Source organism: Streptomyces sp. JLSY215 (assembly GCF_059682825.1).
The window spans coordinates 5,190,247-5,209,008 of the sequence record NZ_CM185022.1; the positions used below are offsets into that span (position 1 = coordinate 5,190,247).

Below are 18,762 nucleotides of genomic sequence, written 5' to 3' on the forward strand. Positions count from 1 at the left end.
ACGGCGGCGAGGCTCAGGCCGACCGGTAGGCGTGTCCGTACGGCCCCCCGACCCCCCAGGCCTGGTGCATCGCATCCGCGAACGCCCCCGCCAGCAGATGCTCCCCCAGGGCCGACGGATGCGTCCCGTCGTACGTGGCGGTCCCGATCTCCCACCCGTCCGGCTCGGAGGCCAGCAGCAAGGGCGAGCCGGGCGCGGAGAGTTCGGCGACCGCCTTGCCCAGCAGCTCGTTGAACCGCTCGCACTGCGCCCCGAACGCGGCATCCGTCGCGGCCCGCACATTGCGTATGACGGGCATCAGCACCGCCCGTACCCGCGGCGCGGCCTCCCGCGCCGCGGCCACGAAGCGCCGCACGTTCTCCGCGGTCTGCTCGGCGTTCGTGTAGAAGCCGAGGTCTATCAGCCCGAGGGAGACCAGCAGCGTGTCGGCCTCGTACCGGCGCACCGCGTCCCCGATCAGCGGCGCCATGTGCAGCCAGCCCTCGCCCCACCCGGCGAGATGGCCGCGCGCCTCCTCGGGGAAGCCGGGGTCCGCGTAGTCGTGGGAGGTGGGGGAGTCCCGGAGGGTGTCATGCAGCGCGCGGCGCGGTCCCACGATGCGGTACGGGCCGTCGGCCGTCGCGTTCAGGTGCTGCCACATGCGGTAGCGCCAGGTGAAATCGCCGGGGGTACCGATCGTCATCGAGTCACCGACGAACATGATCCTCATCGGGCCATGATGGCCGAGGAACCTTACTCTCCGGTACGCGGCGGGGGCGTGACGCTGGCCACGCGGCCGTGCACCCATGCGCCGCCGCGGCCACGCGCCCCGCCCCCGCTCCGGGATGGCACTCTTTCCCCATGCGTTCGCTTCTGTGCGCGGCCGGTGCCGCGGGGATCCTCTGGGCGGCGGCGGTCGCGCCGGCCGCCGCCGACGAGCCCGACGGTTTCACCATCGGCGACTCCCGGATCACGGAGTCCAGCGGGCTGGCCGCCAGCCGCGCGCACCCCGGGATCTACTGGACCCACAACGACAGCGACGACGGCCCGTACGTCTACGCCGTCGACTCCGCATCCGGCCGTACGGTCGCGCGGATCACCCTGCGCGGCATCGGAGCGCCGCGCGATGTGGAGGCCATCTCGCTGGGCCCCGACGGGAACATCTACGTCGGCGACATCGGCGACAACCTCGGCGGCACCTGGAGCCATGTGTGGATCTACCGGTTCCCCGAGCCGAAGCGGCTGCGCGACGCCACCGTCACCGCCGCCCAGTTCACCGTGAAGTACGCGGACGGGCCGCGCGACGCCGAGGCGCTGATGGTGCATCCCAAGACCGGCCGGGTCTACATCGCCAGCAAGAAACAGGACGGCGGCGGCGCGCTCTACGAGGGCCCGCAACGGCTGACGACCACCGGCACCAACGTGTTCCGCAAGGTCGCGCCGATCGATCTGTGGGTGACGGACGGGGCGTTCTCCCCGGACGGCACCCGGATGGTCATGCGCGGCTACTTCGGCGCCCGGATGTACCGCTGGCAGAACGGGCGCCCGAAGGACATCGGCAGCGTGGGGGCGCCGATCCAGCAGCAGGGGGAGTCGGTGACCTTCACCCGCGACGGCCGGACGCTGATGTACGGGTCGGAGGGCAGCGACAGCACGGTCGAGCCGGTCGGGCTGAGCGGGGCGCAGCTGCCGGACTCGGTGAAGGACGACTCCGCGGCGCAGGACGGGGCCGGGGGCAACGGAGGCGCGGGGAAGGGGAGTTCGGGGACCGGGTCCACCGGCGCGACGGAGCCCGGTGTGGTGAAGGGGGCGCTGGTGCTCGGGGTGGTCGCGGTGGCGGTGGTGGGGCTGCGCCGGATGGTGCGTAAGCGGTAGGGGCCGGGAGCTACGGGGCGCGCCGGTGGGCTACGGGGCGCCCATGCCCCCAGCGGGGCCCGCGTCCTCCGTCAGGCGCAGCTCGTAATGCAGCGACTTCTCCTTCTTGAGGCGGTGCGCCAGCGGCACCAGCAGCCCGTGGATCAGCGGATACTTACGGGTCAGGGAGCGCTCGGCGCGCCGGTACTCGCGGGTCTGCGGGTCGAGCAGCCGCACCCGTGCCTTGTATGTGGGACCGGTCGGCCGGCCGCGCCAGGTGGCGGCGCAGATCTCCACCTCCGGAAAGTTCCGCATCCGCTTGACCTTCCAGGCGCTGCCGTAGGTGCGGAAGTAGGCGTGGTCGCCGTCGACGGCGAGATTGACGGGGGTGCCGACGCCGGTGCCGTCCCGCTTGTATGTGGTGAGCAGGATCGCTCCCTGGCGTTCGAACTCGGCGAGACCGGGGCTCGGTGGGGTCGTCATGCCTCCATCCAGGCATATCCGTCCCGTTTCGTCACTCCGTGAGGGGGTCTGATTCCGCGATGCGTCCGTTCGGGGGGCTCTTCGGAGGGCCGTTCGGGGGCCGTTCGGAGGTCAGTCCCCGGGGCCATCCTCAAGCCCGTCCCCAGGCCCGTCCTGGCGGGAGCCGGGGGTGCGGGCGGCGAGGGTCGCGGCGAAGCCGTCCAGCAGCGCGGACAGGCCCAGTTCGAAGACCGGGTTGTCGTCGCCGGTGAACGCGTCCTCGGCGAGTTGGGCCAAGGTCGGGTAGCGGCCGCTGCGCATGGCCTTGCTGAGGATCGGCTCCTGGGCGCGCCAGAAGTCCTCGGCGCTGATGCCGGTGCGCCGTTCGGCGTGGGCGGAGTTGAGCTGGGTGCGGGCGGTGCCGTGGACGAAACCGTCGAGGGCGACCATGACATGGACCTTCTCGCGGTCGGTCAGTGCCGTGCCGGTCAGGGCGCGCAGCGCGTACTCGAACACGTCCAGGGCGTTGGGCCCGAGCAGCGGATGCGTCTGGTCGACCTGGAGCAGCCAGGGGTGCTGAAGGTGCAGCCGCCAGTTGTTGCGGGCGACGGCTTCGAGCGCGGGGCGCCAGCCGGCGGCGGGGTCGGGGTGTGCGGCGGCGTCGAACTCCACGACCTTGTCGAGCATCAGGTCGAGGAGTTCGCCCTTGCCCGGTACGTAGCGGTAGAGCGACATGGCGCCCACGCCGAGCTCGGCGGCGACCCGGCGCATGGAGAGCGCGCCGAGCCCCTCGGCGTCGGCGACTGTCACCGCCGCGGTGACGATCCGGTCGAGGGTCAGGCCCGGCTTGGGTCCCCGGCTGGGGCGTTCGCCGGTGCCCCAGAGCAGCTCCAGGCTCCGTGAGACATCGCCGCTGCCGCTGTGTTCTGTCGTCATGGTGCGGTCATTCTATGCGGCCGCGACATTAACTGGGTACGCCGTACGCGCAATCGGGTACGGTGTACCCAGTTTGATGGCGGGCGCCGCTTGCGGGCGTCCATGACGCGGGAGGGGAAGCGATGGCGGTCGGTGTGCGGGGCGCGCGCGGGGAAGCGGGCGACGCGGTCCTGGTGGAGGGGCTGACCAAGCGGTACGGGGAGAAACGGGCGCTGGACGGGCTCGATCTCGCCGTGCGCCGCGGCACGGTGCACGGGCTGCTCGGCCCGAACGGCGCGGGCAAGACCACGGCCGTCCGCATCCTGGCCACCCTGCTGCGGCCGGACGGTGGCCGGGCGACGGTGGCCGGCTGCGACGTGGCCCGCGAGCCCCTGCGGGTGCGGCGGCGGATCGGGCTGGCGGGCCAGTATGCCGCCGTAGACGAGATGCTGACCGGTCGTCAGAATCTGGAGATGTTCGGGCGGCTCTTCCATCTGGGCGCCCGCGGATCCCGCGCGCGAGCCGTCGAACTCCTCGAACGGTTCGGCCTGGGGGAAGCGGCCGGGAAGCAGGCCAGGACCTACAGCGGCGGTATGCGCCGCCGCCTCGACCTGGCCGCCAGCCTGATCCTCGCGCCCGACGTCCTCTTCCTCGACGAGCCCACCACGGGCCTCGATCCGCGCGGCCGCAACGAGGTCTGGGAGGCGGTCCGCTCGCTCGTGGCGACCGGTACCACCGTCCTTCTGACCACCCAGTACCTCGACGAGGCCGACCAGTTGGCCGACCGTATCGCCGTCATCGACCACGGCCGGACGATCGCCGACGGCACCTCCGCCGAGCTGAAACGGGAGGTGGGCGGGGAGAGCCTCCAGGTGGTGGTGCGGACGGCCGCCGATCTGCCGCGGGCGGCGGCGGCCGTGGCGCGGGTCGCCGCGGACGGCGTCCGGCCGACGGCGGACGAGGCGGAACGGCGGGTCGGGGCGCCGGTGACGGACGGCGTCGCGGCGCTGACCGAGGTCGCCCGCACCCTGCAGGACGAGGGGGTCGGCGTGGCGGACATCGGGCTGCGCCGGCCCACCCTGGACGAGGTCTTCCTCCGGCTGACCGGACACCCTACGGGCGAGAAGGCGGAGGTGGCGTCGGTATGAGTGCCGGAACGGTGCTGCACATCCCGCACGGCGGCAAGGGGCCACGGCCCGCGGACCCGGACGGTGGCGAGACGGCCTTCCGGCGCCTGTACTGGGCGTTCGCGGACTGCTGGACCGTCGTCCGCCGCGACCTCACCCACCTCGTCAATCAACCCGTCAACATCGCCTGGCGGCTCGGCTTCCCGATCGTCTCCACCCTCCTCTTCGTCCATGTCTTCGGCAGCGCGATGGTCGTGGGCGACGGCGCCGACTACACGGCCTACGCGATGCCCGGCATCTTCGCCATGACGGTCTCCTTCGGCTTCATGAACACCGCGCTGGTCGTCGTCATCGACCGGGACCGCGGCGTCACCGACCGCTTCCGCTCCATGCCGATGGCGCCGTCCGCCGTGGTCAGCGGGCGCGGCGTCTCCGATGCGCTCGGCGCGGTCCTGGACCTGGCGGTGCTGGCGGTCATCGCCGTGCTCACCGGCTGGCGCTCCCACAGCGGCCCGGCCGCCACCCTCGCCGCCTTCGCCCTGCTCCTGCTGCTGCGCTTCGCGCTCACCTGGATCGGCGTCCTGATCGGCCTCCTGGTCCCCAACCAGGAGATGGCCGGCGGTCTGTACGCCCTCGCGTACCCCTTCGCCATGATCTCCAGCGTGTTCACCCCGCCGTCGAAGATGCCGGACTGGCTGGGCACCCTCGCGCGGTGGAACCCGGTCTCCTCGACGGCCAACGCCACCCGGGAGCTGTTCGGCAACCCGGTGGCCTCGGGCGGGAGCTGGGTGGAGTCGCATGCGGTGCTGATGGCGGTGGTGTGGCCGGTGGTCATCGCGGCGGTGTTCCTGCCGCTTGCGGTGCGCAGGTTCCAGCGGCTCGCCCGGTGAGCGGACCGGCCGCATCGGGTGGCCCAACTGCGTTGTCAGTGCCGGTACTTAGCATTGCGGCATGGCAATGGAACCTGATCTCGATGCGGCCGGCGGCCCCGTGCACGACGCCCCCGAGCCCGACCCCCGGACGAGCGTGCGAGCCGGGGGCGCGGTCGACCTCACCCTGCTCTTCCCGCCGTTCCCCGCTCCGGGCGAGTACGACGGTCCGGCGACGGCCGCGCACGACCCGGTGCGCGCCCGCGAGGTCGTCGAGTCGCTGGGGACGGTGGCGGAGGTCCTGGAGCAGCTGCCGGACTGCCGGTATCCGCCGACGCCCGAGGTGCGGGCCGACCTCGACCTCGTCGCGGTCGGATGCTGGGGCAGTGTCGTACGGATCAACGATCCGGCGCTGGGCAGCGATCTCCTCGCGGACGGGATGACGTCCGAGATCGCGCGCCAGCGTGCCCGGCACCCGGAGGCCCGGATCGTCGGGTCGGTCGACCTCAGCTGGGGGAACGCCTACCTCGAGAACGAGGTGTCCCTCCCCGGCGTGGAGAACCTCCGCGTTTTCGGATGGGACTGCGATGACGACGAGGACTGGGAGGTCTACGGCGATCCGGAGGAAGTGCTGCGAGCCCTTCACATCGATCACGCGACGGCGAGGTACGCGGGGTTCGATCTCGACGAGGAGGTCTCCGAGCGCGACTGGTCCGCCCTCGGGCGACTCGCGCTCTGGGGGTTCACGTCCGGCCCCGGCCCGATGTCCCTCTTCCGCGTCCGCCATACCGGCGGAGCCGCCTTCTGCCGGGACGAGGTGTGGATAGGCAGGTCCTGAGCGTCAACCGCGTTGCCGAAGAGGCCCGGACAGCGAAGAGGCCCCGGCCACAACGTGCCGGGGCCGGGGCCTCTCCGCCTGTGCGCAGTGCGCGGCGACCGTCAGAGCTTCTCGATGACGTAGTCGATGCAGGCGGTCAGCGCCTCGACATCCGCCGGGTCGATCGCCGGGAACATCGCCACCCGCAGCTGGTTGCGGCCGAGCTTGCGGTACGGCTCGGTGTCGACGATGCCGTTGGCGCGCAGGGCCTTGGCGATGGCGGCGGCGTCGATGTCCTCGTTGAAGTCGATCGTGCCGATGACCTGCGAGCGCTTGGCCGGGTCGACGACGAACGGGGTCGCGTACTTGGAGTCCTCGGCCCAGCCGTAGAGGGTGCGCGCGGAGGTCGCGGTGCGGCGGACCGCCCAGTCCAGGCCGCCCTGGCCGTTGATCCACTCCAGCTGCTCGTTGAGCAGGAAGAGGGTGGACAGGGCCGGGGTGTTGTACGTCTGGTTCTTCAGGGAGTTGTCGATCGCCGTGGGCAGCGAGAAGAACTCCGGGATGTGGCGGCCGGACGCGTGGATGGCGCGGGCGCGCTCCAGGGCGGCGGGGGAGAACGCCGCCAGCCACAGACCGCCGTCGGCGGCGAAGGACTTCTGCGGGGCGAAGTAGTAGACGTCGGTCTCGGCGATGTCGACGGGGAGGCCGCCGGCGCCGGAGGTGGCGTCGACCAGGACCAGGGAGCCGGCGTCGGCGCCCGCGACCCGCTGGATCGGCGCGGCGACGCCGGTCGAGGTCTCGTTGTGGGTGAAGGCGTAGACGTCCACGCCCGCCTCGGCCTCGGGCGTCGGGTGGCTGCCCGGGTCGGCGGAGATGACGCTGGGCTCGGCCAGCCACGGCGCGAGCTTCGCGGCCTTGGCGAACTTGGAGGAGAACTCGCCGAAGGAGAGGTGCTGGGACTTGTTCTCGATCAGGCCGTGCGTCGCGATGTCCCAGAACGCGGTGGAACCGCCGTTGCCGAGGACGACTTCATAGCCCTCGGGGAACTGGAAGAGGTCGCGTACGCCGTCGCGCACCTTGCCGACCAGGTTCTTGACCGGGGCCTGGCGGTGGGACGTACCGAGGAGAGAGGTACCGGTGGCGGCCAGGGCGCCGAGCGCCTCCGTACGCACCTTGGAGGGGCCCGCGCCGAAGCGTCCGTCGGCGGGCTTGATGTCGGCGGGAATCTGGATATCAGCCACGGAGGCAGCCTAATCCGTCGCGGTGGGGGCTCCGGCGGTGCGTCCACCGGATGAGATGACGGCGAGTCGTGCGGTGAGACGGCGGATCACGGCCGGCGGCTCGGATGATCATCCCGCGGCCCGGCCCCCTCCCCGCCGTACATCTCGCCGAGGGCGGCCGCCGCACGGGCCATCACCCGCCGCGCCTCGGGCGGGTGCAGCACCTCCAGCGTGTCGCCGAACTGGAGCAGCTGACGGACGGCCTCGATCACCGGGTACGCCAGCTCGATGACGGCCCAGTCGTCCTCGGCGTCCCCCCTCCGGGGCGGTCCGGCCAGCGCCGGCCCCAGGATCCGTACCGCCAGATCCAGCCGCTCGGGCCGGATCCGCGCGGTCACCCGGACTCCCACCGGGCGCTCCTCCACCCCGCTCCGCAGCTCCTGCCAGACCTCCGCCAGCTCCACGCCCGCGCGCCGCCGCACCGGGGCGTCGGTGAGGGTCGCCGACGCCACCCGGTCCGCGCGGAACAGCCGCGGCGTGCCGCGCCGGTCGGCGACGAGGTACCAGGTGCCGGCCTTCACCACCAGCCCGTACGGATCGACGGTGTACGTACGTAGCCGGGTCTCGCCGCTGTGCCGGTAGCGGATGCGCAGCCGCAGATCGGTGAAGACGGCGGTGTTCAGGACGTCCAGGTCGACGGCGGTGGGAGACGGCATGTCAGGAGACGGGCGGGCCAGCCATTTGTCCGGGTCGACGAGGATGCGGCGGCTCGCCAGCTCGGCGGCCGGGCGGTGCGGCGCGGGCAGCGCCGCCATCACCTTGCGCAGCGCCGAACCGAGCGCGTCGTCCAGCCCGAGGGCGGAGTGCGCGCCCTGCGTGGCCAGGATGAACAGGGCGCGCGCCTCGTCGGTGGTCATCCCCGTCACATCCGTACGGAAGCCGGGCAGCAGCGCGATGCCGCCGTGCCGCCCGCGCTCCGCATAGACGGGCACACCGGCCGCCGACAACGACTCGATGTCGCGGTAGACGGTCCGGGTGGAGACCTCCAGCCGGGCGGCGAGTTCGGAGGCGGGGACCCGGCCGCGCGTCTGGAGCAGCAGCAGGATCGACAGCAGACGGTCCGACTTCACCCCCGGATTTTATATATGACGGCGGGTGTCAAGTTATGCCGTGAGAGTGCGGGGCATGCAGACGACCGACGCACTCCTCCCGCACTCCGCCACCACCCCCGCGCCCGATCCGGCGGCGCTCGCCGGCCTCGTCCGCCGCGTCCAGGGACCCGTACTCCTCCCCTCCGACGCCGGCTACGACGCCGAACGCTCCGGCTTCCAGACCGCCTACCGGCACCGCCCGGCCGTCATCGTCGGGGCGGAGTCGGCCGACGATGTGGCCGCCGCCGTCGCCTTCGCCCGCGAACAGGGCCTCCCGGTCGCCGTCCAGGCCACCGGCCACGGGCTGTCCGCGGCCACCGAAGGCGGGCTGCTGATCACCACCCGGCGGATGTCCGGCGTGCACGTGGACCCGGCGGCCCGCACCGCACGCGTCGCGGCGGGCGCCGTCTGGGGCCAGGTCGTCGAGGCCGCCGCCCCGCACGGCCTCGCCCCGCTCAACGGCTCCTCCCCGGGCGTCGGCGTCATCGGCTACACCCTCGGCGGCGGGGTCGGGATCCTGGCCCGCACCTACGGTTTCGCCGCCGACCACGTCCGGTCCATCGACCTCGTCACGGCCGACGCCCGGCAGCGGCACCTCACCGCCGACACCGACCCCGACCTGTTCCGGGCGCTGCTCGGCGGCGGCCACGGCTTCGGGGTGGTGACCGCGATGGAGTTCGCGCTGATGCCGGTGGCGCGGCTGTACGGCGGCCAGTTGGTCTTCGACGGGGAGCGGATCGACGACGCGCTCGCGGCGTATCTGCACTGGACGGACACCGTCCCGGACGAGCTGACGTCCTCGCTCGCGCTGATCGCCTATCCCGATATCCCCCAGCTGCCCGACGCGCTGCGCGGCCGCTATCTCGCGCAGATCCGGATCGCCTACACGGGGAGCGCCGAGGACGGCGAGAAGCTGGTGGCGCCGCTGCGCGCGGTCGGCCCGCGGGCCCATGACGATCTGCGCGAGATGCCCTACACCGCCTCGGGCACCATCCACCAGGACCCCACCGACCCGCACGCCTACCACGGCGACAACGCGCTGCTCAGCGGCCTGGACGCGGCCGCGCTGCGCCGGGTGGCCGCGCTGAGCGGACCCGCGGCGCCGATGATGGTCGTGGTTCAGCTGCGGCACCTGGGCGGGGCGATGGCCGCACGCTCAGCGGCCGGTGCGGTCGGCCACCGCGCCGCCCGCTTCGCGCTGTCGGTGCTCTCGCCCACGGACGGCACCGAGCTCGCGGCCGTACGGGCGCTGCACGACGAGGCGTTGGCGGCCGTCGCGCCGTGGCGGATCGGCCGCAATGTGAACTTCCTGTTCGGCGAGCAGCGGACGCGGGCGGACGCGGCGGAGGTGGCGCGCAGCCTCCACGGGACCGGCCTGCACCGGCGGCTGGCGGACCTCAGGGCCGCCCACGATCCCGGCGGCCTCTTCCCGTTCCACCCCTTCGCGGGCGGGGCGATCGACACATCCGACGCCTCATGACGGGCAGGCTGGGGGCATGGCTGATCGTACGGAGACGGAGCAGCGGGACCTGGCGAACGACCTGACGGCGGCGGTGCGCGGCGAGGTCTCGTTCGCCGCCGCCGACCGGGCGCTGATGACGATGGACGCGTCCAACTACCGGCGGGTGCCCCGGGCGGTGGTCGCGCCCCGGGACGCCGACGACGTCGCGGCGGCGCTGCGGGTGTGCCGGGAGCACGGCGTACCCGTGGTGCCGCGCGGCGGCGGCACCAGCATCGCCGGGCAGGCGACCGGCGTCGGCGTGGTCCTCGACTTCACCCGCCATATGCACCGCATCGAATCCCTCGACCCCCAGTCCCGCACCGCCGTCGTCCAGCCGGGCGTCATCCTGGACGACCTGCGGGCCGCCGCGGCCCCGCACGGCCTGACCTTCGGCCCCGACCCCTCCACCCACAGCCGCTGCACCCTCGGCGGCATGATCGGCAACAACTCCTGCGGTTCCCACTCGGTGGCCTGGGGCACCACCGCCGACAGCGTCCGCGAACTGGAGCTGCTGACGTACGGCGGCGAGCGGGTACGGGCCGGGCGCGGCACGGACTCCACGGGCGCGCCGACCGGCCTGCCGCCCCGTCTCCGGGACGGCGTCAAGGCGCTGGTGGCGGCGGAGTTGGCGCTCCTGCGCACCGGCTATCCCCAGGACCTGCCCCGCCGGATCTCCGGTTACGCCCTGGACGCCCTGCTGCCGGAAGCGGGCACCGACCTCGCCCGCGCCCTGACCGGCAGCGAGGGCACCCTCGGCGTACTGACCGAGGCGGCGGTCCGCCTGGTGGAGACCCCGGCGGCGCGGGCGCTCGCCGTCCTCGGCTACCCGGACGAGAGCGCGGCCGCCGAAGCCGCACACACCCTCCTGGCACACGGCCCGCTCACCGTCGAGGGCATGGCCGCCGACCTGGTCGGCGACGCGTCCGGGCTGCCCAAGGGCGGCGCCTGGCTGTTCGTGGAGACGGGCGGCGAAAGCCCCGCGGAGGCCGCCGCCCGCGCCGAGGCGCTGAGCCGGGCGGCGGCCGACGGCACCACCGACCACACCATCGTCGCGGACCCCGCCGGCCAACGCGCCCTGTGGCGGATCCGCGAGGACGCCTCCGGCACGGCGACCCGTACGCCGGACGGCGGCGAGGCCTGGCCCGGATGGGAGGACTGCGCCGTCCCACCGCCCCGACTGGGCCCCTACCTGCGGGACTTCCGCGCCCTCCTCGCCCAGTACGGCCTGCGCGGCACCCCCTACGGTCATTTCGGCGACGGCTGCATCCACATCCGTATCGACTTCGACCTGATGAGCGATCCCGGCATCCGCCGATTCCGCGAATTCTCCTACGACCTGGGCGAGTTGGTGGTGTCCCACGGCGGCTCCCTCTCCGGCGAACACGGAGACGGCCAGGCCCGCGCCGAACTCCTGCCGAAGATGTACGGCCGGGAGCTGGTCGAGGTGTTCGGCCGTTTCAAGGACCTGTGGGACCCGGCCGCCGGCCTCAACCCCGGCATGCTCGTACGCCCCGCCCGCCTCGACGAGAACCTCCGCTTCGACGTCCTGCCGAGGCGTCCCGTCCCGGTGGAGTTCGGCTATCCGGAAGACAAGGGCGACTTCTCCGCCGCGGTACGCCGCTGCGTGGGCGTGGCCAAATGCCGTACGGCCACCCTGGGTCCCGCCGCCACGGACGTCATGTGCCCCTCCTTCCGCGCCACCGGCGAGGAACGGCACTCGACCCGCGGCCGGGCCCGTCTCCTGCACGAAATGCTGGCCGGTGAGGTGATCACCGACGGCTGGCGCTCGCCCGAGGTACGCGACGCCCTCGACCTCTGCCTCTCCTGCAAGGGCTGCCGCAGCGACTGCCCGGTGGGCGTCGACATGGCCACGTACAAGGCGGAATTCCTGCACCACCACTACGCGGGCCGCATCCGCCCCGCCGCGCACTACGCGCTGGGGCGCCTGCCGGAGTGGCTCCGTGCCGCGGCCCCGGCGGCCCCCGTCCTCAACGCCCTCGCCCGTACGCCGCTGGCCGCCGTCGCCAAACGCCTCGGCGGCATCGCCCCCGAGCGCGCGATCCCCCGCCTGGCCACCGAGCCCTTCACCCGCTGGTGGTGGCGCCGCCGGCCCCCGGAGAGCGGCCGCACCGTGATCCTCTGGCCCGACACCTTCACCAACCACCTCTCCCCGGAGGTCGGCCGGGCGGCGGTACGGGTCCTGGAAGCGGCGGGCCTGCGCCCCCTCCTCCCGCCGACCGCACCCCTGCGCCCGGCGGGACGGACGCCCCGCCGCCACCGCCCGCTCTGCTGCGGGCTGACCTATGTCTCCACCGGCCAGCTCGACCGGGCCCGCGCCGTCATGCGCCGCACGGTCGACATCCTGAGCCCGCTGCTCCGAGACGGCGCCCACCCCCTCGTCGTCCTCGAACCCAGCTGCGCCGCCGCCCTCCGTACGGACCTGCCCGAACTCCTCTCCGGCGACCCGCGCGCCGCCCGGCTCGCCTCCTCCGTCCTGACCTTCGCCGAAGCCCTGGTGACGCTGGCCCCCGACTGGCGGCCGCCCCGCATCGACCGCCCCGTCGCCGGCCAGACGCACTGCCACCAGCACGCCGTCCTCGGCGACGCCGCCGACCGACGCCTCCGCGAACAGGCCGGTCTGACCGGCCGTTTGAGCGGCGGCTGCTGCGGCCTGGCCGGCAACTTCGGCTTCGAACGCGGTCACTACGAGGTCTCCGCGGCCTGCGCCGAGGAGCAACTCCTGCCCGCCGTAAGGGAGTCGGGACCGGAAACCGAGATCCTCGCCGACGGCTTCTCCTGCCGGACCCAGCTCGACCAGCTGGCCGGCCGCCCGGGACGCCATCTCGCGGAGGTGCTCGCGGAGGCGCTGGGGGAGCCGGCGGACGAGAGGGATGCGGGGGAGCGGGATACGGGGGAGCGGTGACGCCGCGACGGCGCGGATCACCCGCGCCGCGCCGGGCGGGGCCTCTCCGCCCTGGCCGTCCCTAGCCGTCCGCCCCGCCGAGGACCTCATGGGCCAGCGCGACCAGATCCGGGATGCGCGGGTGTCCGGGGCCGTCGCGCCAGGCGAGGATCACGGGGACCGGCGGGGCGTCGGTGAGGGGGACATAGGCCACTCCGGGGTGGGGGTGCATATCGGCGGTGGCGGAGGTGGTGACCCCGATGGCGCGGCCGCCGGTGACGGCGGCGATCCAGTCGTCGGTGTTGCCGATGGTGATCGTGGTGGCCGGGCGGGCGGACTCGGGCCACAGGTCGAGGGTGGTGGTGCCGGAGACGGTGTTCAGGGCCACGGTGCGGTCGGACAGCTCGGTGAGGGAGAGGGCGGCGCGGTGGGCCAGCGGGTCGTCGGCGGGGAGGCCGGCGACGCGGGGTTCGGTGGTGAGCCGCTCGGTGACCAGGCCCGGCGCGCGTACCTCACCGCGGAGCAGGGCCGCGTCCACATCGCCGCGGGCGAGGCCGGCCGTGCGGTCGTCGATGCGCAGGAGTTCGAGCGGGGTGTCGGGGTGTTCCTCGTGCCAGCGGCGGAGCAGGGCGGTGGTGTACGTGCCGGCCGCCGACCAGGCGTGCCCCAGGCGCAGCGGCCAGGCGGCGCCGCGGGCGTGGCCGAGGGCGCGGTCGAAGGCGGTGACCGCGATCGCCGCCCGGTCGCGGAAGGCGAGGCCGTCGGGGGTGAGCGCGAGGTGATGGGTGGAGCGGTCGACGAGGCGGACGCCCACTTCCTGCTCCAGCTGCCGGAGCGTACGGGAGACGGCGGGCTGGGTCAGATGGAGGCGTTCGGCGGCGCGGGTCACGCTGAGCGTGTCGGCGATGGCCAGAAAGCAACGGAAATGACGCAGCTCGACGCTCATACGCGCGGAGCATAACAACAGCGGAAACGGCATTTCACGGACGGAAGGGCGAGCCTTAGCGTAGGGATGTGAATTCCAGCCATGGCAGCGCCGACGGCCCGATACCGACCGGCCCCGCCTCTGCTTCCCCCCGTACCTCAGATCTCCCCGGTGCGACCGGGGCCGGCGCCTCGCCCGTCGGCGCCACGGCCGCCTCTTCCGCGTACCCCCGTGACGGCGGCATCCCGCAGCCCGTGCCACCGTCGCCGGAGGTGCTGACGGCCGAGGCCGCGGCAGGGGCCTCGGGCGCGGCCGGGGCGCGCGGACGGATCGGGTCGGTGGCGCTGGTGATCGGCGGGATCGTCTCGCTGCAGTTCGGCGCCTCCGTGGCGGTGCTGCTCTTCCCGCGGGCCGGTGCGCTGGGCGTCGTCACGCTGCGGCTGGTCGCCGCCTCGCTGGTGCTGCTGTTGATCTGCCGTCCCAAGCTGCGCGGCTACACGCGCGGCGACTGGGCCACGGTGCTCGCCTTCGGCGTCGCCCTGGTCGCCATGAACTCGCTCTTCTACGAGGCGATCGACCGCATCCCGCTGGGCGCCGCGGTGACCCTGGAGTTCCTCGGGCCGCTGATCCTGTCGGTGGCCACCTCACGCCGGCTGCTGAGCCTGGTGTGGGCGGCGCTGGCGCTGGGTGGCGTGGTGCTGCTGGGGCGCGAGGGGTTCGACGGTCTCAATCTCGTCGGCGCCGCGTTCGCGCTGGCGGCCGGCGGGCTCTGGGCCTCGTACATCCTGCTCTCGGCCCGTACGGGTCAGCGCTTCCCGCAGGCGGACGGGCTGGCGCTGGCGATGACCGTCGCGGCGGTGCTCAGCCTGCCGCTCGGCATCGCCACCGCCGGGGCCGCCCTGCTGGACCCGGTCACCCTGGGGCTGGGCGCGGCCGTCGCCCTGATGTCGTCCGTCCTGCCGTACACCCTGGAACTGCTCGCCCTGCGCAAGCTTCCGGCGTCCGGCTTCGCGGTGATGATGAGCCTGGAGCCGGCCGCGGGCGCCACCGCGGGCTTCCTCGTGCTGCACCAGGCGCTGGGCTGGGCCGAGGTGCTGGCCATCGGCCTGGTCGTGGTGGCGAGCGTGGGCGCGGTACGGAGCGCGGGGAAGGCGCACACGTGAGGTGACGGGCGGGGCTCGGCCGTGCCACCGCCCGCCGGCCCGCCCTGCCGAGCGACCGCCGCCCCGACCTACTGGGGCGGGGCCGGCCCGTCCGGATGCCCGTATTCCTTGTGCCTCGTCATGTTGTCGAGCACCTCCCACAAGGCCAGGCCGTTCTGCGCCCAGAGGACTTCGCGCAGCTGCTCTTTCAGCAGAGCGCACCCCGGGCAGCAACTGGGGTCCGCGAGACCGGAACGCGGCACGGCAAGCGGATCCTGATACGACACATTCCTGTTCCTGCGGCGCGCACTGCCGCTGCCACTGCCCTCGCTCATACCCGCACCACCTGCGGATGGGCGTGCCGCCGCATCTCGACGTTGCAGTCCGACACCTTCGACCGGTCCCCGACGGCGTACGCCGTGGCCCGCTGCTCGGCCAGCGCCCCGCACACGTCACATCCCGCAACCGGCACGGGCTCCGGCGCCGGTTCCCCCAACTGAACGGGCCGGCACATGCGGGCCATCAGGCCCCCACCTCCACACCGTGAATCCAGCGCGGCCCCACGTCGTACCCGTGCACGGCAAGCCACAACGCCTGCCGCCGTCCGCGCTGAGCCCGGCGTTCCCGCCGCTCCTCATGGGTGAGGACGTACGGGCGGATCAGGTACGAGTCCTCGCCGCGCAGCGGCTCCGGTCGCATGTGTCGCGGAGGCAGGACGGCCGGAATGTCCTCGACCAGGACAGGCGGAGACGTCACCGGACCTGGCGCCCGGTGGCGCCCAGGGGCCGGAAACAGCATCCGCAAGAGCGGGCAACAGAGTCTCGCGATAGCTTGCATCACGTCGTCAACCTCTCAGGGTTGATGGCCACGCCCCCGGGCCGTCCACCACGGCCGCGGGGGTCTTCGTCGAGGCCAGACTGACCGCCCGTGAGGGTCGTATCGCGCCGTTTCCCGGGACTGCCGGGCCTTCTGGGGCTACGGTCGAAGAACGCCCAAACGTCCCCAGGGGGAGCCTTGAATACGGCCTTACGGTCAGCTATGGAGACGGCGGGGCTTTCGCCCAGGATGCTTGCCCTCCGCGTGGGAGTTTCCGGCAAGACCGTGGAACGGTGGGTCGCGGACGAAGAACTGATCCCGCACGCGAGGAATCGTGAAGACGCCTCCAATGCATTGGGAGTTGAGGCAGAGATGTTGTGGCCGAAGGCCGTCAAGGAACGGCTCAGGGCCGGTGGCGGCCGGGAGATCGTGGAGAGTTACGCGTACCGGTCGGCCTGCCCGTCCGGCGTCTGGGCCAAGCTGATCGAGGACGCGAGCGATGAGCTGTTCTTCGGCGGCTTCACGTCCTACTTCCTGTGGACACAGGTGCCGGCCTTCCCGGAAACCTTGCGCCGCAAGGCCGAGCGCGGCTGCCGCGTCCGCTTCCTGCTCGGTGACCCCGGCGGGGACGTCACACGCCAACGCGAGGAGATCGAGGGTGTCTCGCTGACGGTCTCCACGCGGATCAACACCACTCTTGAGCAGCTTGCGAGGCTGGGGCGGGTCCCCGGTCTCGAAGCGCGCTTCTCGACGCCGGCCGACGCCATGAACCATGTCTCGCTGTCGGTCTTCCGTTTCGACGACGAAGCGCTCGTCACCCCACACCTGGCAACGGCTGTCGGACACGACTCGCCGCTGATGCATCTGCGCCGGCACAGCGACGACGGGGTCTTCTCGCGGTTCATGGCGCACTGCGATGAACTCTGGGAGCGTGGCACCCCAGTACCGGAGGGATAAGGCCATGGCGAGACGCGATCAGCGTGCGGCCGCTGCCAACGGGTGGCGCGCCGGATTCACCGCATCTGCCGATGTGTGCCGGCAGGCTCGCCCACGGCCCACGGCAGGACATGATCAACGGCTGGGCCCCGTCGCGCTTTCGACGTTGTGCGTCATGCGTTCCAGCACGCGCACGGCGGTGCGGTACTCGTCCGGCGAGATGCCGGTCATCGACAGCGCGCGGAACGCATCGACGCGCGCGGCGACGCCGGCCAGACGCTGACGTCCCGTCGGGGTGAGGGCGAGCCGGTCCGGTGTCGGACGGGTCGCCCAGCCGTCGGTGAGCAGGGTGTCGACGGCGGCCGTCAGAGTGGCGACGTCGGCGTTGGCGGCGAGGGCCGACCGGACGTCTGACTCGGCGGCTTCGGGGGAGTCGCGCAGGAGGTTGAGGACCTGCCAGGCGATCCGGGTGAGGCCGAACTCCGACAGCACGTCGTCCATGGAGCGGGTGAGTGCTTGGTCGGTGCGGTTGAGCCAGTAGCCGATGGGTTTCAAGACGGTGCTCCTTCGGTGGAGGTGGAGCTGGAGGACAGCAGCGCGGGCCAGTCCTGGCGGGCGGCCCAGTCGCCGAAGCTCTGCCAGCCGACCTCGGGGTGGTCGCGCCGCAGCGCGGCGACGTCGACGTCCAGGCCGGTGGTGGTGAAGTACGCGAACATCGCCGCCAGGTCGTCGGACCGGGTCCGGACGTAGTCCAGGGGAACCTCCTGGTGCGCGACCGGACGGCCGAGGGCGGCCGCGAGGGCGTCCGCGATCTGCCGGGGGGTGCACTCGTCGGAGGCGATGTCGATACGGCGGCCGGCGAACTCGTCGCGGCGCTGGAGGACCAGTGCGGCGAATGCGCCGATGTCGGTGGCGGGGATGAGGGTGAGGGGCCGGTCGGCGGGCATGGGCCAGGCGAAGACGCCCTCGCGCAGCCCGTCGAGGGTCCAGCCGGAGGCGTAGTTGTCCATGAACGCCGCCGGGGCGATCACGGTCCAGGGCACGCCGGCCGCGCGCAGGTGCTCCTCGATCAGGCGTTTGCTCTCGTAGTGCGGGACGCCGGTGCGGCGGTCGGCGTGGGCGGCGGAGGTGAGGACGACGTGCCCGAGGCGGGCGGCCGCCGCGGCGTCGACGAGGGCCTTGCCCTGCCGGGTTTCGGTGGCGGTGTCGGCGCCGAACGGTGTGGTGACGGCGAAGAGCGCATCGACGCCGGAGAGGGCCGCGTCGAGGGAGGCCCGGTCGTCGAAGTCGGCGTGCCGCACCTCGGCGCCGAGGCCGCGGAGGGCGTGGGCGGCGGGTGAGTCGGTACGGCGGGTCAGGGCGCGGACCCGACGGCCGGCGGCCAGCAGGGCGCAGGCGGTGGCTCCGCCCTGGGCGCCGGTGGCTCCGGTGACGGCCACGGTGAGCATGGTTCCTCCACGAGGTAAAATAACTGCGCAGCGCATTAACTGCGTCGCACAGCAGAATACGACAGATCGCTGCGTCGCGCAGTGAATTGGAGTGTGATCCAGATGGCGGACCCGCGCCGGGCCCGGCTGTACGAGGAGTTGTCCATGGAGTCCCGCCGCTATCTGGCGGCGTATGTCCTGTTCAACCAGGCGGTCGCCGACCACCTCGGGCTGCACCCGACCGATGTGCAGTGCCTGAGCCTGATGACGGCCGAACCCGGACCGCTCACCGTCAAGCAGATCGCCGATATGACGGGCCTCACCACGGGCTCGGCCACCCGCCTGGTGGACCGGCTCGAACGCGGCGGCTACGTGGTCCGCGCCCCCGACCAGCAGGACCGCCGCCGGGTGCTGGTCACCACCGTGCCGGACCGCCTCGCCCGCGTCACCGCGCTCTGGGACGACCTCGGCCGGACCTGGCAGACGCTCCTCGACGACCACACCGACGACGAACTCGAAGTCATCACCCGGCACATGCGGCGGGCCAACGACCTCAGCCACACCCAGATGCGACACCTGCGGTCCCGGCCGAAGCCGGACTGAGCCCCGCCGGCCGACTGGTGTCGGATCCCCTTGGGGTGACTGCGCGTGCGGCGGGCGACGGTGCCGCGCCGGGCATCTCCGTGGCGGAAAATCATGCAGGCGTGCTTGATTGTTTC

At 72.9% G+C, this 18,762-nt stretch carries 20 protein-coding genes; 9 read left to right on the forward strand and 11 right to left on the reverse strand.

Going from position 1 to position 18,762, the window contains the following annotated elements; all coding sequences use genetic code 11:
• Nucleotides 1-13: 13 nt before the first annotated feature.
• The gene (locus AC5677_RS23390; RefSeq protein ID WP_497189871.1) at nt 14-709 is read right to left on the reverse strand and encodes a GDSL-type esterase/lipase family protein; all 696 of its coding nucleotides are present in this window, start codon (nt 707-709) and stop codon (nt 14-16) included.
• Between the two features lie 131 nt (nt 710-840).
• Here AC5677_RS23390 and AC5677_RS23395 point away from each other — a divergent pair, with 131 nt between their 5' ends.
• The gene (locus AC5677_RS23395; protein WP_497189872.1) at nt 841-1,854 is read left to right on the forward strand and encodes an SdiA-regulated/phytase-like domain-containing protein; all 1,014 of its coding nucleotides are present in this window, start codon (nt 841-843) and stop codon (nt 1,852-1,854) included.
• Nucleotides 1,855-1,884: 30 nt separating this feature from the next.
• Here the strand turns inward: AC5677_RS23395 and AC5677_RS23400 are convergent, their stop codons facing one another.
• Nucleotides 1,885-2,316: a PPOX class F420-dependent oxidoreductase gene (locus AC5677_RS23400; protein ID WP_497189873.1), complete on the reverse strand. Its 432-nt coding sequence runs from the start codon at nt 2,314-2,316 to the stop codon at nt 1,885-1,887.
• Between the two features lie 111 nt (nt 2,317-2,427).
• Nucleotides 2,428-3,231, reverse strand: coding sequence for a TetR/AcrR family transcriptional regulator (locus AC5677_RS23405; protein ID WP_497189874.1), 804 nt, complete (start codon nt 3,229-3,231; stop codon nt 2,428-2,430).
• Nucleotides 3,232-3,353: 122 nt separating this feature from the next.
• Between AC5677_RS23405 and AC5677_RS23410 the strand changes: the two genes are divergently transcribed.
• The 3 genes from AC5677_RS23410 to AC5677_RS23420 all read left to right on the forward strand — a co-directional run bounded on the left by AC5677_RS23410 (nt 3,354) and on the right by AC5677_RS23420 (nt 6,044).
• Nucleotides 3,354-4,358 (forward strand): ATP-binding cassette domain-containing protein, encoded by a 1,005-nt coding sequence (locus AC5677_RS23410; protein ID WP_497189875.1) that lies wholly within the window; start codon nt 3,354-3,356, stop codon nt 4,356-4,358.
• On the forward strand, nt 4,355-5,227 hold the full coding sequence (locus tag AC5677_RS23415) for an ABC transporter permease (RefSeq protein WP_497189876.1): 873 nt from the start codon (nt 4,355-4,357) through the stop codon (nt 5,225-5,227). The genes AC5677_RS23410 and AC5677_RS23415 overlap by 4 nt, the downstream gene beginning before the upstream one ends.
• Before the next feature lie 61 nt (nt 5,228-5,288).
• The gene (locus tag AC5677_RS23420; protein WP_497189877.1) at nt 5,289-6,044 is read left to right on the forward strand and encodes a DUF6333 family protein; all 756 of its coding nucleotides are present in this window, start codon (nt 5,289-5,291) and stop codon (nt 6,042-6,044) included.
• 101 nt (nt 6,045-6,145) lie between these two features.
• Here the strand turns inward: AC5677_RS23420 and serC are convergent, their stop codons facing one another.
• Both serC and AC5677_RS23430 read right to left on the reverse strand, forming a co-directional pair.
• The gene (gene serC / locus AC5677_RS23425; RefSeq protein WP_497189878.1) at nt 6,146-7,264 is read right to left on the reverse strand and encodes a phosphoserine transaminase; all 1,119 of its coding nucleotides are present in this window, start codon (nt 7,262-7,264) and stop codon (nt 6,146-6,148) included.
• Nucleotides 7,265-7,350: 86 nt separating this feature from the next.
• Nucleotides 7,351-8,373, reverse strand: coding sequence for a helix-turn-helix transcriptional regulator (locus tag AC5677_RS23430; RefSeq protein WP_497189879.1), 1,023 nt, complete (start codon nt 8,371-8,373; stop codon nt 7,351-7,353).
• Between the two features lie 55 nt (nt 8,374-8,428).
• Between AC5677_RS23430 and AC5677_RS23435 the strand changes: the two genes are divergently transcribed.
• Nucleotides 8,429-9,874, forward strand: coding sequence for an FAD-binding oxidoreductase (locus tag AC5677_RS23435; protein WP_497189880.1), 1,446 nt, complete (start codon nt 8,429-8,431; stop codon nt 9,872-9,874).
• A 16-nt stretch (nt 9,875-9,890) separates the two neighbouring features.
• Complete coding sequence (locus tag AC5677_RS23440; protein WP_497189881.1) at nt 9,891-12,818, forward strand: FAD-binding and (Fe-S)-binding domain-containing protein; 2,928 nt, start codon at nt 9,891-9,893, stop codon at nt 12,816-12,818.
• Nucleotides 12,819-12,879: 61 nt separating this feature from the next.
• Here AC5677_RS23440 and AC5677_RS23445 read toward each other — a convergent pair whose 3' ends face one another.
• Complete coding sequence (locus AC5677_RS23445; protein WP_497189882.1) at nt 12,880-13,743, reverse strand: LysR family transcriptional regulator; 864 nt, start codon at nt 13,741-13,743, stop codon at nt 12,880-12,882.
• Between the two features lie 233 nt (nt 13,744-13,976).
• Here AC5677_RS23445 and AC5677_RS23450 point away from each other — a divergent pair, with 233 nt between their 5' ends.
• Entirely contained in the window at nt 13,977-14,885 is a 909-nt protein-coding gene (locus AC5677_RS23450) for an EamA family transporter (protein WP_497196729.1), read from the forward strand.
• A 68-nt stretch (nt 14,886-14,953) separates the two neighbouring features.
• On the opposite strand, the gene AC5677_RS23455 is transcribed toward AC5677_RS23450, so the two are convergent.
• Genes AC5677_RS23455 through AC5677_RS23465 form a run of 3 tightly spaced genes read right to left on the reverse strand, consistent with a single transcriptional unit; the run spans nt 14,954 to nt 15,620 of the window.
• Nucleotides 14,954-15,199 (reverse strand): hypothetical protein, encoded by a 246-nt coding sequence (locus tag AC5677_RS23455; RefSeq protein WP_497189883.1) that lies wholly within the window; start codon nt 15,197-15,199, stop codon nt 14,954-14,956.
• On the reverse strand, nt 15,196-15,387 hold the full coding sequence (locus AC5677_RS23460) for a hypothetical protein (protein WP_497189884.1): 192 nt from the start codon (nt 15,385-15,387) through the stop codon (nt 15,196-15,198). Before AC5677_RS23460 ends, AC5677_RS23455 begins: the two co-directional genes overlap by 4 nt.
• The gene (locus AC5677_RS23465; protein WP_497189885.1) at nt 15,387-15,620 is read right to left on the reverse strand and encodes a hypothetical protein; all 234 of its coding nucleotides are present in this window, start codon (nt 15,618-15,620) and stop codon (nt 15,387-15,389) included. The genes AC5677_RS23460 and AC5677_RS23465 overlap by 1 nt, the downstream gene beginning before the upstream one ends.
• A 282-nt stretch (nt 15,621-15,902) precedes the next feature.
• On the opposite strand from AC5677_RS23465, the gene AC5677_RS23470 reads away from it, so the two are divergent.
• Nucleotides 15,903-16,637: an XRE family transcriptional regulator gene (locus AC5677_RS23470; RefSeq protein ID WP_497189886.1), complete on the forward strand. Its 735-nt coding sequence runs from the start codon at nt 15,903-15,905 to the stop codon at nt 16,635-16,637.
• Between the two features lie 114 nt (nt 16,638-16,751).
• Here AC5677_RS23470 and AC5677_RS23475 read toward each other — a convergent pair whose 3' ends face one another.
• Together AC5677_RS23475 and AC5677_RS23480 are read right to left on the reverse strand one after the other, a co-directional pair.
• Nucleotides 16,752-17,171, reverse strand: coding sequence for a MarR family winged helix-turn-helix transcriptional regulator (locus AC5677_RS23475; RefSeq protein ID WP_497189887.1), 420 nt, complete (start codon nt 17,169-17,171; stop codon nt 16,752-16,754).
• Nucleotides 17,168-18,064, reverse strand: a complete 897-nt coding sequence (locus tag AC5677_RS23480) for an NmrA/HSCARG family protein (protein WP_497189888.1) — start codon at nt 18,062-18,064, stop codon at nt 17,168-17,170. The genes AC5677_RS23475 and AC5677_RS23480 overlap by 4 nt, the downstream gene beginning before the upstream one ends.
• A gap of 102 nt (nt 18,065-18,166) precedes the next feature.
• On the opposite strand from AC5677_RS23480, the gene AC5677_RS23485 reads away from it, so the two are divergent.
• Nucleotides 18,167-18,646, forward strand: a complete 480-nt coding sequence (locus AC5677_RS23485; protein ID WP_497189889.1) for a MarR family winged helix-turn-helix transcriptional regulator — start codon at nt 18,167-18,169, stop codon at nt 18,644-18,646.
• The last annotated feature ends 116 nt before the right edge of the window (nt 18,647-18,762 follow it).